Source organism: Aeromonas sp. R2-4 (assembly GCF_040908365.1).
GTDB lineage: Bacteria > Pseudomonadota > Gammaproteobacteria > Enterobacterales > Aeromonadaceae > Aeromonas > Aeromonas veronii.
Window position 1 is genome coordinate 12,197 of record NZ_JBFODO010000046.1, and the last position, 16,418, is coordinate 28,614.

The window sequence follows — 16,418 nt, forward strand, 5'->3', positions numbered from 1 at the left end:
TCACCAGCGTGACGGGCTTTTTCTTTGCCTGATGATCAACGCTCCCTACCCCTTTCAGAGCTGAAAAATGCCCCGGATGAAAAACTCACCCGGGGCATCACCGCATTCACTGTGCAGGCTGTGTGAGCGCAGCCAGTCGCGTTAGCGCTTTTATTTGACCAGCAACAGGTTCTCTGGCTGGCGGGAGGCTGTCACCAGCACCGGAATGGACTTGGAGGTGGGGGTAAACGAACCGGCGCCGATACTGTCGATAGGCACTAGCGGGTTCGTCTCCGGATAGTAGGCCGCGATGTTGCCACGCGGGATCTCGTAGATCACCACCACAAAACCCGTCACGCAGCGCTCGCGCCCATCGTTGCAGATGGCCGCCATGTCGACCCGATCCCCTTCGGCAAAGCCAAACTGGCGAGCATCCGCCTCGTTCATGAACACTACGTTGCGCTGGCCCTTGATGCCGCGATAGCGGTCATCCATGCCGTAGATAGTAGTGTTGTACTGATCGTGAGAGCGCAGGCTCTGCAGCAGCAGTACCGGCTGATCCGCCATCTGTTCGGCATGGCGGGTACACTCCGGCAACACTGATTGCGGTAGGGTACTGGCGCGAAACTCGGCGCTGCCGCTGGCGGTATTCCAGGTCAATAGCGCCGCGGAGTTATCGAGATGAAAACCGCACGGCTGCTGGATGCGGGCATTGAAATCGGCAAAGCCGGCGATGGTCTGCTCGATGAGATCGCGAATACGGGCATAGTCATCGCGCAGAGCCAGCCAGTCGACCCGCTCGCTGCCCACGGTGGCATGAGCCATCCGCGCAACTATGTCGGTCTCGGAGAGGCAGAGGGGCGACACCGGCTCGGCTGCGCCGGTCGAGGCGTGCACCATGCTGAAGGTGTCCTCCACCGTGATTTTCTGGTTGCCGCTGCGCTGGATATCGAGCTCGGTACGGCCGAGGCAGGGCAGGATCAGCGCTGCATTGCCCACCTGCAGATGGCTGCGGTTGAGCTTGGTGCTGATCTGCACGTTGAGCTCTGCCTTTTTCATCGCCCCATAGGTGAAGTCGGTATCGGGCGCCGCTGCAGCCAGGTTGCCGCCCAAGGAGATGAGTACTTTGCTCTTGCCTTCGTGCAGCGCCTTGAGCGCCTCATAGACATTGTGGCCGCGGGCCCGTGGCAGGCTCACCTGCAGGTGATGCTCGAGCCGGTCGATAAAGGCGGCGGTCGGCTTTTCGTTGATCCCCATGGTGCGGTTGCCCTGCACGTTGCTGTGACCCCGTACCGGACAGAGCCCCGCCCCCGGCTTGCCAATCTGGCCGCGCATCAGGTGCAGGTTGACGATTTCGCGAATGGTATCAACCGAGTGCAGGTGCTGGGTCACCCCCATGGCCCAACAACTGATAATGCGCTGGCTTGCGGCAAATACCCGGGCAGCCTGCACGATGTCGGCGCGGGTCAGGCCGGATTGCTGCTCGATCGCCGCCCAGTCGGTGGCACGCATCTGCGCCTCGTACTCGGCAAAGTGGCGGGTGTGGCGGGCGATAAAGTCGCGATCCACCGCCTCTGGCACCTCTTCCAGGATGTACTTGGCCATGCCACGGATGGCGGCCATGTCGCCACCCAGTTTCGGCGTCAGGTATTGGTGGCTGATGGTGGTGGCCGCCGGGGTCAGCAGCTCGAGCGGGCTCTGCGGGCTGGCAAAGCGCTCCAGCGCCACCTCTTTCAAGTTGTTGAAGCTGACGATCTTGCAGCCGCCGCGCGCCGCCTGACGCAGGGCATTCATCATGCGCGGGTGGTTGGTACCCGGATTCTGACCATAGACGAACACCGCATCAGCCTGGTCGAAGTCATCCAGCACCACAGTCCCCTTGCCGATGCCGACCGACTGGATCAGCGCTACCCCGCTCGCCTCGTGGCACATGTTGGAGCAGTCGGGGAAGTTGTTGGTGCCAAACAGGCGACCAAACAGCTGATAGAGGTAGGAAGCTTCGTTGCTGGCACGCCCCGAGGTGTAGAACTCCACCTCGCCCGGGCTATTCAGCCCCTTGAGGGTGTCGGCAATCAGGGTGAAGGCGTCATCCCAGCTTATCGACTCGTAGTGATCGGTCGCCGGATTGTAGCGCATCGGCTCGGTCAGCCGCCCCTGATACTCGAGCCAGTAGTCGCTCTGGCTGGCCAGCTGGCGCACCGAGTGGGCGGCGAAAAACTCGGCCCCCACCGTCTTGCCGGTGGACTCCCAGGCCACTGCCTTGGCGCCGTTCTCACAAAACTGGAAGGTGCCGTGGTCGTTGTCACCCCAGGCACACCCCGGGCAATCGAAGCCGTCGGTCTGGTTGACCCGCAGCAGGTTCTTGATGTTCTGACGGGTCTTCTGGCTGCGCAGCACCTGTTTCATGGTGGATTGCAGGGACGAAAAACCGCCGGCTTTGGCGGGCTTTTCAATATGACTCATGGCACTCTCCGATGGGATCCGCCGGGCGATAGCTCGGATAGCTGACCGGGGCATCAAACTTGGGAATATGAACGACGTTGAGGTTGTATTTGAGGGCCAACCTGACCGCCAGCTGGCTGGGCGATGCCAGGCAGATGAGATGACGGGCGCCGAAGCGGACGGCTTTTTGGACCAGCTCGCTACCGCAGCGGCTGGTCACCACCAGGGTGTCGCACGCACGGTGCTGACGCAGCAGCAGGCCGATCAGCTTGTCGAGGGCATTATGGCGCCCGATATCTTCCAGGCAGTGGAGGATCCGCCCCTCGGCATCCAGCGCCAGCGCCGCATGCAGGGCACCATGCTGCTGCCCCTTGAGCTGCCACTGGGCGATCTGCGCACGCAGCCCCGCCAGCAAGGCCCCATCCAATGGCGGCGTCAACGGCAACACCGACAGGGCGGGCAACGCCTGCTCTACCGCCGCCACGCCGCAGATGCCGCAACCGGTCGCCCCGGTCAACCGGCGCTTGTGCTCGGTCAAAGCAGCCAGGGAGCGGTTGGCGATGGTGATGTCCAGCACCATCCCCTGCTCGGCCGGCCCAATCTGGATATCGTGGACCTCGTGGTTGTGCCGGATGATCCCCTCCCCAAACAGAAAGCCGACCGCAAAGTCGTCGAGATCGTCCGGGGTCGCCATCATCACAGCATGGTTGATGCCATTGATGTTGATGGCGACGGCTATCTCCTCCACCAGATGATCCAGTGACGGCAAGTTGGCGGGGGTTGCGACGGGAGAATGGGCAGGCATGCAGGTTGGCCTAAAAATGCAAACTGCATTCAAGTTTAGAGCGGCGACTGACGCAAAACCAATGAAATAAATCTATATCCTGATAGAGTTGCTCTATCGAAGATGTTTTTTCAATTGATTAATTCTTCAATAGCCGGTTCCACTGCCTCCACTACAACCAGATGAACATCAAGCAACTTCACTACTTTCACGAGCTGGCCAAACACCAGCATTTTGCCAAAGCGGCCAAAGCCTGCCACATCACCCAACCGACCCTCTCGGCCAGCATTACTGCCCTGGAAAAGAGTGTCGGCACCGATCTGGTGGTACGCACCAGCCAGTTTGTCGCCCTGACCGAGGCCGGCGAGCTGGTACGCCAGTATGCCGAACGAATGTTGCTGGAACAGGAGGCGCTCAAACAGGAGCTGGCCCTGTTCCAAGGCGAACTCTCCGGCACCCTGCGCATCGGCATCGTGCCGCAGTCCAATCTCGACATCATGCCGTTTATCGCACGCTGCAAGCAGCGCTATCCCGATATCGTCATTCGCCTGTCGGTGCTCAGCAACGAAGCGCTGCTGTCACAGCTGGAGTTGCATCAGTGCGATATCGGACTGGGATTTGATGAACCGGTTGGCGGAGCTGGCCGGCGCGCCTTTCATGTCTACCCGCAAGGCGCCAACCAGATGGCGGTGCTGATGAACCGTGACGAAGCGGATCTGTACCCGCACAGCGGTGACATTGCGCTTGCTGAACTGCAGCAACAGCCGTTGGTGCTGCCCAGCCGTACCATGCAATTTCGTCAGTATCTGGATCGCGCCGCCGAGCAGGGGGGAACCTCGCTCAACGTGGTACTGGAGACCGACTCGCTGTTCCATCTGGTCAGCGCCGTACGCCACCGGCTGGGCTGGGCCATCGTCAGCGCAGGCCTTGCCCGCTCTGCCAGCAAGCTCTCGGATCTCGTTTGCCTGCCACTCGCTCCACTGGAGAATATCGGCCATACCGCCTTTCTGACCCGCCAGCAGAGCATCACCCCCGCCATGCGCGCCTTTCTTGAACTGGTGGCAGAAGGTGAACCGGCAAACGCACCTTGACGCAGGCCGAGCAGTAGACCGCATTAGGTTCTGGCAAAGAAAAAGCCCGCCAGAAGGCGGGCTTTCAGAGAGCAAGCGCGGGCATCAAATCGCCATCTGCTCGTGCGGCGAGCCATGGTGGCGCAGCCAGACAAAACTCAGCGCCACGATCAGCACCATCAGGGTCATGATGGCCCCCAGAGTCACCTGACCGGTCATCGGGAAACCGGCCGCCAGCAGGGTCACCACACCGGCACCCAGATTCTGCATCCCGCCGAGAATGGCCCCCGCGGTGCCGGCCTGCCCCGGGAAGGGCTCGATGGCACAGGAAGTGGCGGTCGGGTAGAGAATGCCGCTACCGATGAAGTAGACGGCCGCACCACCGACCAGCGAGGCGGCACTCACCATCCCGAACAGCCCCGGCACCAGAATGATAAGCGACCCCAGCGCCAGAAAGGCGATCCCCAGACGCATCAGCTTGCCCTGAGTCAAACGGAAGCTCAGCTTGGCAGAGAGCCAGGCCCCGAACAAATAGCCGGGCAGCGGCAGCACGAACAGCACGCTCACGGTACGGGCGCTCAGTTTCAGCACATCGCCGAGCAGCACACCGGCCGCCGCTTCAAATACCGCGAGTCCCGCAAAGGTCGCCATCAGGCAGAGCAGGTTGCCCTGAAACTTGGGGTTGCCCAGCACATGGCGATAGGCAGCACCGACGCGCAGTGGATGACGGGCAGCAGCAGGCAGAGTTTCACCAAACCAGGCCATGATCGCCAGAGTGGCTACGGCCCCAAAACCGAACAGGAACCAGTAACCGGCACGCCAGTTGAACAGCTCGGTCAGCCAGCCCCCAAGCACAGGCGCCAGCAGCGGGGAGAAGATCACCCCCATGCTCACCAGACTGTTGGCGCGGTTGAGCTCGGCGCCGTTGTAGCGATCGCGCATCACGGTACGGCTCATGGCGCCACCGGCACCGGTGCCCAGTCCCTGAATAAAGCTGCCCACCAGCAAGGCGGCAAAATGGGGGATGACCTGAATGATCAGGGTGCCCACCAGAAACACCATCATGCCGACGATCAGCACCGGACGACGACCGATGCGATCCGACAGCGGCCCGTAGACAAACTGGGAGAGGCCATAGGGGATCAGGTAACAGGCCATCACCGCCTGCAACTGGCCCGAGGCCACATTGAAGTCCCCCGCCATCATGGGAATGGAGGGGACATAGAGGGTCTGGGTCATCTGGCCCACAGCGACCATCAGAATGGTCAGTAAAAACAACGGATAAAAACTGTGCCGATCCATATCAGTCCCAAAAAATCGAAAAAAAGCTGCCGCCCTCTGGCACAAAATGGCCCAGAGGAATCTGATCACAGAGGCTGTGATGCAATCAAAAACAGTGTTGGAAACAGTAGGCGGGGAGCCCGCCAAGCCACCGCACAGGACGATTGGTGGTATGAGGGCATCATAGTGACTCAGCTCACAAAAAACGAACGAATCTTTATAATCGGCTTGCCTTAGTTTTTCTAATATTACGGGGCTTCACGCCCCGTCAGCAGTTAAAAATCAACGTGTTACCATCTGCTGCGCCTGCTTGATCAGCTCATCCGGCTGCTCTTTGCGCGGTGGTATGGTGATCCCCTTCTGGCAGGCAGGCTTCTCGGCCATCCGCTCCATCCAGGCTTGCAGATGGGGTAACTCCTCGATGGAGATGCCGCTCCAGTCATAAATCCGCACCCAGGGCCAGGTGGCGATATCGGCGATGCTGTACTCGTCCGCCAGATATTCGTGATGAGCCAGATGGCTGTCGAGCACCTCGAACAGGCGGCGCCCCTCCTTCTGGTAACGTTCGATGGCGGCGGGGATCTTCTCGGGGAAGTAGCGGTAGAAGACGTTGGCCTGCCCCATCATGGGCCCTACCCCGCCCATCTGGAACATCAACCACTGAATGGCCTGAGAGCGGCGTTTGGGGTCCGCCGGCAACAATTTGCCCGTTTTCTCCGCCAGATAGATAAGGATGGCACCCGACTCGAATACGGCAAAATCGTCATTATCCCGATCGACGATGGCCGGAATGCGGCCGTTGGGGTTGATGGCGAGAAACTCGGGCTTCTTCTGATCCAGTGCCGAGAGATCGAGAGGAATGACCCGATAGGGCAATCCCAGCTCTTCCAGTGCAATGGCCACCTTGAAGCCATTGGGGGTTGCGGCGGTATAAAAGTCGATCATGATTCACTCCTTGTTGGTCATAGCCAGATTGCACGGTTGGAACTGGGTGCAACACCATAGCCGCCTCATCTTGCAACAAGTGACCGGCTCCAGACCATTAAAAAGCGGCGCACCGTAGGCCAAACAAGGCCACGGTGCGCCGCTGGTGCGCTCTGGCAATGGTAGATATTAGTTGATCACGGCGACCGGCTTGCGCTGGCGCAGCATGATCAGGCGGGAAAGCAGCGGGAAGTAGGACTCCAGCTTGCGCAACAGCACCCGGCTGCAGGCAGGCTCGGCCAGCTCCGACTCATCCAGCACGATGCCGTTTGAAACAAAATAGAAACGGGGGTCACGCACATCCGGCCCGCAGACCGTCAGCTCCTTGTCTCCCTTGCGGATCAACAGCGGCAAGACCGGCAAACCGATCGTCTCATTCTCTCCCCGGGCAAATCCGGCATCCTGCCAGGGCGCATCGCCGTCGATCAGCAGGATCGCCGCCTCCGTCTTGGCCGGTTGCCACTGGGCCAGGGGGGTCACGGTGATGTGGGCAAAGTGATCACCATACTCGGGTGATGACCGCAAGATGGCCAACAGTCCCTCGCTGGCCGCTGACACGTTCTGACTCACTAATGACAAATTCATGGTTCACATCCCTATGCTCATGACAGCCTGTATCCGGCTGCTGGGATAAGACTAGCGCAGATCTGGTCTATATTGGAGCCGTCAAATCTGGCAGTGGTAATCAATTGGTCGTAGGGGGATAACAGTTGCCATCGCACAAAATACTGGTATCATACCGCGTCCTTTTATCCCCCGTTCTTTAACATCCAGTGGTGAACCTATGCATCCGATGCTGAATATCGCCGTGCGCGCTGCGCGCAACGCCGGTCAAGTTGTAGTAAAAGCCTTCTCCCAGCCCGAGAACATTGAGGCTATCCAAAAAGGCAGCAATGACTTCGTGACCAACGTTGACCGTGAAGCCGAAGCGGCCATCATTCACACCATCAAAAAATCTTACCCGGAGCACAGCATTGTTGCTGAAGAGTCTGGTGAGATTGCCGGTACCAATCCGGACTACCAATGGATCATTGACCCACTGGATGGCACGACCAACCTGGTCAAAGGCATTCCGCACTTTGCCGTTTCCATCGCCCTGCGCGTGAAAGGCAAAACCGAACAAGCCGTTGTTTACGATCCCATCCGTGACGAGCTGTTTACTGCTACCCGTGGTAGCGGCGCCCAGCTGAACGGCTACCGTATCCGTGTCGGCAAAGCCAAAGAGCTGGCTGGCACCGTACTGGCTACCGGTTTCCCCTACAAACAAAAGCACCACATCGAGTCCTACCTGAAGATGTTCCAGAGCATGTTCATCGAATGTGCCGACATCCGTCGCTCCGGCTCTGCCGCACTGGATCTGGCCTACGTGGCTGCCGGTCGCGTCGACGGTTTCTGGGAAATCGGCCTCAAGCCCTGGGACACCGCTGCCGGTGAACTGCTGGCCAAAGAAGCGGGCGCCATCGTCACCGACTTCGTAGGCGGTCACAACTACGAAAACTCCGGCAACATCGTGGTTGCCAACCCGCGTGTCCTGAAAGAGATGCTCGGCAAGATCCGCGAAGAGCTGCCGGAGTCCTTGGCGAAATAAGCCAGCCTTCGAGCAGACAGATAAAAAAACCGGCGCAAGCCGGTTTTTTTTATTGCTGCGATATCCCCTGTCAGGGCATTCCAACCAACTGCTTATGCTCTTCTTCCCCCATAGCTCGCGCCCCAACCGCTCGCCCCGTTCCCCATCCCCAAAACAGTTCGTCGCCCTTGTTAGCAAACACGCCTTAACCAACCTTCTTGAATATCACCACACAGGCAGAGATAAGCATCTGATCTCCCTCCCAGTTTGCCCTGATCTTCATCCTCTGTATGAAGAGCCCCAACCATCAGGCCTCGTACCCATCGCCAGATAAAAAACACCCGGCACATGGCCGGGTGTCGTGAGGGCAGGCAAAGCGCCCCGACTTTTATGAATAAAGAGGCCGGCGTACGCCAGCCCCCTTATCAGGCGAGACGGAAGCGCCCGATGGTCTGCTTCAGACCCACCGCCAGCTGGCTCAGCTCCAGACACGCGCGGGCAGTATGATCCGCCCCCTGCGCCACCTCATTGGCGGATTCGTTGATCCGCGCAACATTGCGACCCAGCTCATCAGACACCGCATCCTGCTCACCACAGGCGCTGGCAATCTGGATCGCCATATCGGCAATCTGGGCGACAGCCTCTTCGATCTGCTGGATACCGGTGCCGGTCTGCTCGCTTTGGGTGACGCACTGACGGATCATGTCACAGCTCAGCCCGGTCACCTCTTTGGCCTGATTGGCGCGAGACTGCAGGGTTTCGATGATGGCGACGATCTCGCCGGTAGAGGCCTGGGTGCGGCCCGCCAGGGTGCGCACCTCATCGGCAACCACCGCAAAGCCACGGCCCTGTTCACCGGCACGGGCTGCCTCAATGGCGGCATTGAGAGCCAGCAGATTGGTCTGATCGGCAATGCTGCGAATGACATCGACCACTACGTTGATCTGGGCGGATTCACGCTCCAGTTCGGCCACCAGCGTGCCAGCCTGCTCAATCTCTTCCGCCACACGGGTGATCGCCACCAGCGAACGCTGCACATCCTGATTACCTTTGCGGGCTAAGGTATTAGCCGCACTGGCAGACTCAGAAGTGTGCTCTGTATTGCCCGCCACATCAGCAACGGTCGCTTTCATCTGGGTCATGGCCGTCGCCACCAGCGAGATCTCCTGCTGCTGGCTCTGAATACCCTTGGCAGACTGTTCGGAAACCGCACTCACTTCGTCAATCGCCGCCCCCAACTGGGTAACCGCAGCTACCACCTCTTCAATCAGACCACGCAGGTTGTCCTGCATCTTGAGGGAAGCTTTGGCCAGCATGCCCAGCTCGTCGCGGCCGATATGCTGACGCTCCAGCTGATGAGTCAGATCGCCGGCGGCAATGGCGTTGGCCTGAGCCACTACCGCTTGCAGCGGCAGGCAGATCTGGCGGGTCAGGAACCAGGTCATCACCACCATGAACACCAGCAGAGCACCAATGCTCACCATGGCGAAAGTGGTCACCATGCTGACGCTGCCAAGCAAGCTGCTGCGGTTTTCCTTCACAAAACCGAGGTTCACATCGATCAGAGCATTAACTGCCCGCTCCAAAGAACCAAAAGCAGCATTCGAGGCAAATAACTGTGCCTTGGCCTGCTCTTGTTCTCCTTGTACCAGCAGTTGATCAAACTCGTTCACTGCACGTTGGTAACTGAGCCACTGTTGTTTGGCCTGATTAAACACCTGACGCTCATGATCAGCACCGACAGTCGCCTCATAGGCGTGAAATGCGTTGTCTACTTTCTGGATATTCTGCTGGATCCGGCTGCGGCGAGCCTGCAGATCAGCGGCATCGTTCACCATCAGCAATGCAAACTGGGCACGACGGACATAGGAGACGTCATAGAGCAGGGTTTCGACCGACAGGACACTCGGCAGCGTAGAGTCGGTAAAGTTCAGCACCCGATCACGCACACCGCGCAATTCGCTGGAGAGAAAAACACCGAAGACAACGTTGACTGCGGCAATGACCGCAAAAACCACGGCAATCTTTTTGCCGATGGAGAGATTCTTGTAAAACATAGTGGCGGGTGATCCTCTACTGCTGACAGGCGAATGGAGTGTGGCGATCACGTCCCTATGAGCAAATCCCCGGACCTTCCTGACGGGAAAGAATGCAGAACACCGGGAAGATAGAGTTCCGCAAAGGCGCGCACTCTAGCACAAAGCGACCACACCCTCACTTTTCTTTAAAAATTAAAAGCAACTTAACAAAACCAACAATCGGAGCCGGATCACAAAAAACTTCATATTCACCCGACGCCATTTTCTCGATAGCGGCAATCGTCTTGCAGACATGGACAAGGGGTGGCCGAGTCGATGTAATGCCATCATCCACTTTGCTCACCTTGAGGCCATGCCATGGACCATCTTTCAGCTCTTCCTCCGTTATCCTGGTCACAGCAACTGCGCAGCCAGATGCAAAGTCGCCCACTCACTGCCCTCGGCCTCTTTATCGCGCTGGCTGCCGTCTTGTTGCTGCTGTTGCAGAGTCTCATCATGCTCGCTACCGGAGAGGTGACCAGCGGCGTGCGCTACGGCCTTGTCGGTGGTGCTGCCGGGTTTGCCGCCACCGCCATCGGCGCCCTGCCCGCTCTGTTTCTGCGCTCGGTACCGCAAAAGGTAGAGGACACCATGCTGGGCTTTGCCGCCGGCATGATGCTGGCGGCCAGTGCCTTCTCCCTGCTGTTGCCGGGGCTGGAGGCCGCCGAGGGGATCACTGGCAACGGCTTCAGTGCCGCCGCCGTGGTGGTGGTCGGCATGACCCTCGGGGTGCTGTTGATGTTGGGGCTGGATCAGTTCACCCCGCACGAACATGACAAAACCGGCCCCTGCGGCCCCGGCCATGAGAGCTGCTCCCGGGTCTGGCTATTCGTCTTTGCCATCGCCCTGCACAACCTGCCGGAGGGGATGGCCATCGGGGTCAGCTTCTCGCAGGGGGATATGTCGGTGGGGCTGCCGCTCACCACCGCCATCGCACTGCAGGATATTCCCGAAGGACTGGCGGTGGCGCTGGCCATGTGCGCCGCCGGTTTTCGCCCCTCGGTGGCTGTGCTGGTTGCCATCGCCAGCGGCCTGCTCGAACCGGTTGGCGCCCTGCTCGGGGTGGGGCTCTCCAGCGGCCTTGCCATCGCCTACCCCATCGGACTTGGGCTCGCCGCCGGCGCCATGCTGTTTGTGGTCTCGCACGAGGTGATCCCGGAGACCCACCGCAACGGTCACCAGACCTATGCCACCCTCGGCCTGATGGCGGGCTTTGCCCTGATGATGACCCTCGACACCGCGCTCGGCTAAAGGCCCCCTCCTATCTCATCAATGCTTTTTGTCACCTGCGGCGCACCCATATGGAGCGCCGCACTTCATCTCTCCTTTCGCTTGTGCCTCTCGGCGCCGACGCCATCTTTTGTTATGATCTACAGCAACTTAAATTCAGCCACACGGCTATCAAGACGAGGTCAGCAATGAAAGTAGGTATTATCGGCGCCATGGAGCAAGAAGTAGCCCTGCTGCGCAGCCAGATGAGCACCCCCACCACCCTGCAACTGGGCGGCTGCGAGTTCTATCAAGGGATGCTGGCAGGCAAAGAGGTGATCCTGACCCGCTCCGGCATCGGTAAAGTCGCCGCCAGCGTGGCCACCAGCCTGCTGCTGGAAAAATTTGCCCCCGACTGCGTCATCAATACCGGCTCTGCGGGCGGCTTTGCCCAAGACCTGCATATCGGTGATGTGGTGATCGCCAGCGAGATGCGTTTCCACGATGTGGACGTGACCGCCTTTGGTTACGAGATGGGCCAGATGGCGCAGCAACCCGCCGCCTTCCCCTGCGACGAGAAACTCATCGCGGTCGCTCAGGATTGCATCGCCGAACAAGGCAAACACCAGACCAAGGTCGGCCTTATCTGCACCGGCGATCAGTTCATGTGCAAACCGGACGCCATCGCCAAGGCTCGCGCCGACTTCCCGCAGATGCTGGCGGTCGAGATGGAAGGTGCAGCGATCGGTCAGGTGTGCCACATGTTCAAGGTGCCCTATCTGGTAGTACGCGCCATGTCCGATATCGCTGGCAAGGAACAGGTTGAATCCTTCGATGCCTTTATCGAAGTGGCTGGCAAGCACTCCGCCGAAGTGATCATCAAGATGCTCGGCAAGCTGTGATCGAGACCGGCTCGCTTGATTTGATGGCCGACGCCCTCCTTTCTACGATGGCGGCCATTCTGGTGGGGGCAGCCCTGCTGGAGGCGGTGATCCCGTGGCCATCCCATCTGCGTCTTTCGGCCGTAACGCCCTTGCTGACCCGGTTGGGGCGCAAGGTGCACAGGGCCGATGGCACGCCACGCCAGCAGGTGCAAGCAGGTATGTTGGCGATGCTGGTGGTATGGGTACCCTGCGCCGCCGGGCTGTGGTCGTTGCGCAATCTGGCATTGAGCGAGCCGATCTTCGACCTGCTGTTCTTGCTGCTGATGCTCGAATCCCGTCCGCTGCGCGAACTCGCCCATGCCACCCGCTCGCTCGTCACGCAGGAGACCCTGCCGCTGGCGAGATTGCAGTCTGTCCCCTGGCTAAAGCGGGAGGCCGGCAAACTCTCGACCATGGGGCTCGCCAAAGCAGTGACGGAGAGCTGCGCCCTGCGTCTGGTCGGCCAATGGGCTGGCCCGCTGCTGGGATTTGCCTTGGCTGGCGTACAGGGCGCCTTGCTCTGGCGGCTGGTGCAGCTGATGAGCCAGGGCTGGAGCATGAAGGATCCCGCGTTTGGCTATTTTGGCCGAGCCGCCAGTACCCTCTATCTGGGGCTCAATGCTCCCACCATCCTACTGCTGGGGCTACCGCTCCTGCTACCGCGGCTCAAACAGGCCGCACAGCTGGTGCGAAGTGGCGCGATCTGGCCCTATCCCGCCATCGGGATGCTGTTGACGCTACTTGCTGACAAGTGCCGGATCCGCCTTGGCGGCCCCCGCTACTATCAGGGAACCTTGCAACGCTGGCCGATACTTGGCAGCGGTGATGACCCCGACGGTGAGTCACCGCGCAAGGTGCTCAATATTCTGCAAGGAATTGGCTGGGGCTGGTTGATTCTGGCGCTGCTTGTCACTGTGGCGGGGTTATTTCATGGTTAGATGGTTGCGATTGCCTATCTGGCTGCCCTGCGTGTTGCTTGCCTGGTTGCCCGCTGCGCTGCAGGCAGCCACTCCGAGCCGGGTGGTGAGCGTGGTACCCCATCTTACCGAACTGCTTTACGACATCGGTGCCGGTGACAAGCTGGTGGCCGTTGATGATGCCTCAGACTATCCCGCCGAGGTGAAAACCAAGCCCAAGGTGGCCAATTATCGCAGCATCAATGTCGAGGCGCTGCTGGCGCAAAAGCCGGACTTGATCCTCGGCTGGCGCTCGGCTCAATCACGGATGCTGGCCCCGTTGGAGCAGCTGGGTATCCCGGTTTTCTACTCGGAGCCCACCGATTTTGCCTCGCTGGCCACCGAAATGCGGGCGCTGGGCAAATTGCTTGGAGTGGAGAAGAGTGCCAACGAAGCCGCCGATCGCTATCTGACGCGCCTGCATTCCCTGCAACAGCGCTATGGCCAACCAACCGGTGTCAAGGTGTTCTACCAGCTCTGGTACCCGCCGCTCACCAGCGTCAGTGGCAATGCCTGGCCGGCTCAGGCCATCGAGCTTTGCGGCGGGATCAACATCATGGCGAATGCCAAGACCCCTTACCCTCAAGTGGACATGGAACAGGTGATCAGAGCCAACCCATCGCTGATCCTGGGAGGGAGTCAAGATCCTGACGCCCTGCTTCACTGGCGAAAGTGGCCAAATCTCGACGCGGTGCAGCATCAGCGACTCGATTTAATCAACTCGGATGAGCTGCACCGTTTCACCCCGAGAGCCCTCAATGCAGTGGAGCAGGTTTGCCAAGCTATCCAGCTAAGCTCGCAAAGCACCGGCACATCTTGATAAAGCTTTACTGATGAGAGCCAATCCGAGGTGGTCTGGGTTGCACCCAAACCTTTAAAACTGTTTTTGTGAATGGATCACACTCTTTGCCAAAAAAACTGGTACTTTATTTGCTAGCATATCATTCATCTACTGTTTTTATGACGAGATGCCCACAATGTTCAACGATAAAACGCTACTGATCACCGGTGGCACCGGCTCGTTTGGCCAACGATTGGTCAAAACAGTACTGGAACGTTATAAACCGAAACGGCTTATCATCTATTCTCGTGACGAACTGAAGCAGTTCGAGATGCAACAGGAGTTTAACGACCCCTGCATGCGCTATTTTATCGGTGATGTAAGAGACGCCAACCGGCTCACTATGGCAATGCGTGGCGTCGATTACGTGATCCATGCAGCAGCACTGAAACAGGTTCCAGCTGCTGAATACAACCCCATGGAGTGCATTAAAACCAATATCCATGGTGCAGAGAACGTCATCCAGGCCGCTTTGCTCAATCAAGTCAAAAAAGTTATTGCCCTCTCCACTGACAAAGCCGCCAATCCAATCAATCTCTACGGTGCCACCAAGCTGGCATCAGACAAGCTCTTCGTTGCAGCAAACAACATCGCGGGACAGGATCCCACCCGTTTTGCCGTAGTCCGCTACGGCAACGTGGTCGGTTCTCGTGGCTCTGTCGTCCCCTTCTTCCAAAAGCTGATTGACCAGAATGCGGATGCGTTGCCCATCACCCATGAGGAGATGACGCGTTTCTGGATCACTTTGCAGCAAGGGGTGGATTTCGTGCTGGACAATTTTGGGCGGATGAAGGGAGGGGAAATATTCGTTCCCAAATTGCCATCTGTTCGCATCACAGATTTGGCCAGTGCCATGGCCCCTCACCTGCCACACAAAATCATCGGCATCCGCCCGGGAGAGAAGCTTCACGAAGTAATGTGCCCTGCCGATGACTCTTATCACACATTCGAGTTTGATGACTTCTTCGTGATTGGCCCAACCATCAACTTCAATAATCGCAACAACGATTTCTCCAAAACAGCGGCGGGCGAAAAAGGAAAAATGGTAGAACAGGGCTTCGAATATAACTCTCGCAGCAACCCTCACTTTTTCAGCATCGAACAGCTCCAGAAGATGAACCAGAGCAAGGTAGCAAAATGATTCCCTACGGCCGTCAATCTATCAGCCAGGCAGATATCGATGCTGTCGTTGAAGTTCTCAAGTCCGACTTCCTGACCCAGGGGCCGGTCGTTCCGCGCTTCGAGCAAGCGGTTGCCGACTACTGTGGAGCTAAATTTGGGGTGGCGGTCAATTCAGGTACTGCAGCACTCCATATCGCCTGTCTGGCGCTGAGAGTTGGCCACGGGGATTGGGTCTGGACATCCCCCATCAGCTTCGTTGCATCCGCCAACTGTGCTCTCTATTGCGGTGCACAAGTCGACTTCGTCGACATTGAACCCGATACAGGGAACATGTGCGCAGTGGAGCTGGAGAAGAAACTGATTGCCGCCCAGGCGGAAGGAAAACTCCCCAAGGTAGTCATACCAGTTCACTTTGCCGGCCTCCCCTGCGATATGAAAGAGATCCATCGGTTGGGGCAAGAATATGGCTTTAGGATCATCGAAGATGCCTGTCACGCCCTGGGGGCTCGCTATCACGATGAACCTACCGGCAATGGCCGCTACAGCGACATCACCGTCTTCAGCTTCCACCCGGTGAAGATCATCACCACCGGTGAAGGGGGGATGGCCATGACCAACGACCCTGCGATTGCCAAGACGATGCGTATGCTCCGCAGCCACGGCATCACCCGTGAACCGGAAGACTTTATCAATGAACCCGACGGCCCTTGGTACTATGAGCAGCAAATACTCGGCTTCAACTACCGCATGACCGACATTCAGGCGGCACTAGGGTTGAGCCAGATGATCAATCTGGAGACATGGATTAACACGCGTAACAAGATTGCTCGTTACTACTTCGAAAGACTGGCACCACAACAACTACTTCGATATTTCAACAGCGAGCGGCGTAGCGCCTTCCATCTCTATGTTCACCATGTAGTCCCTGAACAACGCAGTGTGCTCTTCCAAAAAGTACGTGAACAGGATATCGGCGCCAACGTGCACTATATACCTATTTACAAACAACCTTGGTATCAAAAGTGGACTCAGACTCCTCTTCCATGTACCGAGCAGTTTTATGCCGGAGCCATCACGCTTCCACTCTTTCCGGAGCTACAGGCCAAGCAGCAAGGCGAAATCTGTCATCTATTGAAGACTCATGTCTGGCACAACGGAAGCGTCAACCAAAAGTAGCAATTA

At 58.5% G+C, this 16,418-nt stretch carries 15 protein-coding genes; 8 read left to right on the forward strand and 7 right to left on the reverse strand.

What is annotated here, in order from left to right; all coding sequences use genetic code 11:
* Positions 1-150: 150 nt before the first annotated feature.
* Positions 151-2,442: an FdhF/YdeP family oxidoreductase gene (locus tag AB5Z05_RS17810; protein ID WP_368152469.1), complete on the reverse strand. Its 2,292-nt coding sequence runs from the start codon at positions 2,440-2,442 to the stop codon at positions 151-153.
* Positions 2,429-3,226, reverse strand: coding sequence for a formate dehydrogenase accessory sulfurtransferase FdhD (gene fdhD, locus AB5Z05_RS17815; protein WP_368152471.1), 798 nt, complete (start codon positions 3,224-3,226; stop codon positions 2,429-2,431). Before fdhD ends, AB5Z05_RS17810 begins: the two co-directional genes overlap by 14 nt.
* A gap of 161 nt (positions 3,227-3,387) precedes the next feature.
* On the opposite strand from fdhD, the gene AB5Z05_RS17820 reads away from it, so the two are divergent.
* Positions 3,388-4,296, forward strand: a complete 909-nt coding sequence (locus AB5Z05_RS17820) for a LysR family transcriptional regulator (RefSeq protein WP_335828262.1) — start codon at positions 3,388-3,390, stop codon at positions 4,294-4,296.
* Between the two features lie 84 nt (positions 4,297-4,380).
* On the opposite strand, the gene emrD is transcribed toward AB5Z05_RS17820, so the two are convergent.
* The 3 genes from emrD to AB5Z05_RS17835 form a co-directional block, all read right to left on the reverse strand.
* On the reverse strand, positions 4,381-5,577 hold the full coding sequence (gene emrD / locus AB5Z05_RS17825; RefSeq protein ID WP_368152475.1) for a multidrug efflux MFS transporter EmrD: 1,197 nt from the start codon (positions 5,575-5,577) through the stop codon (positions 4,381-4,383).
* 261 nt (positions 5,578-5,838) lie between these two features.
* Positions 5,839-6,501, reverse strand: a complete 663-nt coding sequence (locus tag AB5Z05_RS17830; RefSeq protein WP_368152478.1) for a glutathione S-transferase family protein — start codon at positions 6,499-6,501, stop codon at positions 5,839-5,841.
* A 168-nt stretch (positions 6,502-6,669) separates the two neighbouring features.
* On the reverse strand, positions 6,670-7,125 hold the full coding sequence (locus AB5Z05_RS17835; protein WP_128835962.1) for a hypothetical protein: 456 nt from the start codon (positions 7,123-7,125) through the stop codon (positions 6,670-6,672).
* A 199-nt stretch (positions 7,126-7,324) separates the two neighbouring features.
* On the opposite strand from AB5Z05_RS17835, the gene suhB reads away from it, so the two are divergent.
* Entirely contained in the window at positions 7,325-8,128 is an 804-nt protein-coding gene (gene suhB, locus AB5Z05_RS17840; protein ID WP_005352992.1) for an inositol-1-monophosphatase, read from the forward strand.
* A 404-nt stretch (positions 8,129-8,532) separates the two neighbouring features.
* Here suhB and AB5Z05_RS17845 read toward each other — a convergent pair whose 3' ends face one another.
* A complete protein-coding gene (locus AB5Z05_RS17845) occupies positions 8,533-10,164 on the reverse strand; it encodes a methyl-accepting chemotaxis protein (RefSeq protein ID WP_330124488.1) in 1,632 nt (543 codons plus the stop codon).
* A gap of 157 nt (positions 10,165-10,321) precedes the next feature.
* The gene (locus AB5Z05_RS17850) at positions 10,322-10,576 is read right to left on the reverse strand and encodes a hypothetical protein (RefSeq protein WP_185900106.1); all 255 of its coding nucleotides are present in this window, start codon (positions 10,574-10,576) and stop codon (positions 10,322-10,324) included.
* Between AB5Z05_RS17850 and AB5Z05_RS17855 the strand changes: the two genes are divergently transcribed.
* From AB5Z05_RS17855 to pseC, 6 genes are all read left to right on the forward strand, one after another.
* Positions 10,504-11,436 (forward strand): ZIP family metal transporter, encoded by a 933-nt coding sequence (locus AB5Z05_RS17855; protein WP_047440409.1) that lies wholly within the window; start codon positions 10,504-10,506, stop codon positions 11,434-11,436. The two genes, AB5Z05_RS17850 and AB5Z05_RS17855, sit on opposite strands and share 73 nt — an antisense overlap.
* A 167-nt stretch (positions 11,437-11,603) precedes the next feature.
* The gene (gene mtnN / locus AB5Z05_RS17860; RefSeq protein ID WP_005361500.1) at positions 11,604-12,296 is read left to right on the forward strand and encodes a 5'-methylthioadenosine/S-adenosylhomocysteine nucleosidase; all 693 of its coding nucleotides are present in this window, start codon (positions 11,604-11,606) and stop codon (positions 12,294-12,296) included.
* Complete coding sequence (locus tag AB5Z05_RS17865) at positions 12,293-13,255, forward strand: cobalamin biosynthesis protein (RefSeq protein WP_368152481.1); 963 nt, start codon at positions 12,293-12,295, stop codon at positions 13,253-13,255. The genes mtnN and AB5Z05_RS17865 overlap by 4 nt, the downstream gene beginning before the upstream one ends.
* The gene (locus AB5Z05_RS17870) at positions 13,248-14,093 is read left to right on the forward strand and encodes a cobalamin-binding protein (protein ID WP_368152484.1); all 846 of its coding nucleotides are present in this window, start codon (positions 13,248-13,250) and stop codon (positions 14,091-14,093) included. Before AB5Z05_RS17865 ends, AB5Z05_RS17870 begins: the two co-directional genes overlap by 8 nt.
* 157 nt (positions 14,094-14,250) lie before the next feature.
* Entirely contained in the window at positions 14,251-15,255 is a 1,005-nt protein-coding gene (gene pseB, locus AB5Z05_RS17875) for a UDP-N-acetylglucosamine 4,6-dehydratase (inverting) (RefSeq protein WP_127007581.1), read from the forward strand.
* Positions 15,252-16,412, forward strand: coding sequence for a UDP-4-amino-4,6-dideoxy-N-acetyl-beta-L-altrosamine transaminase (pseC, locus tag AB5Z05_RS17880; RefSeq protein ID WP_368152487.1), 1,161 nt, complete (start codon positions 15,252-15,254; stop codon positions 16,410-16,412). Before pseB ends, pseC begins: the two co-directional genes overlap by 4 nt.
* The last annotated feature ends 6 nt before the right edge of the window (positions 16,413-16,418 follow it).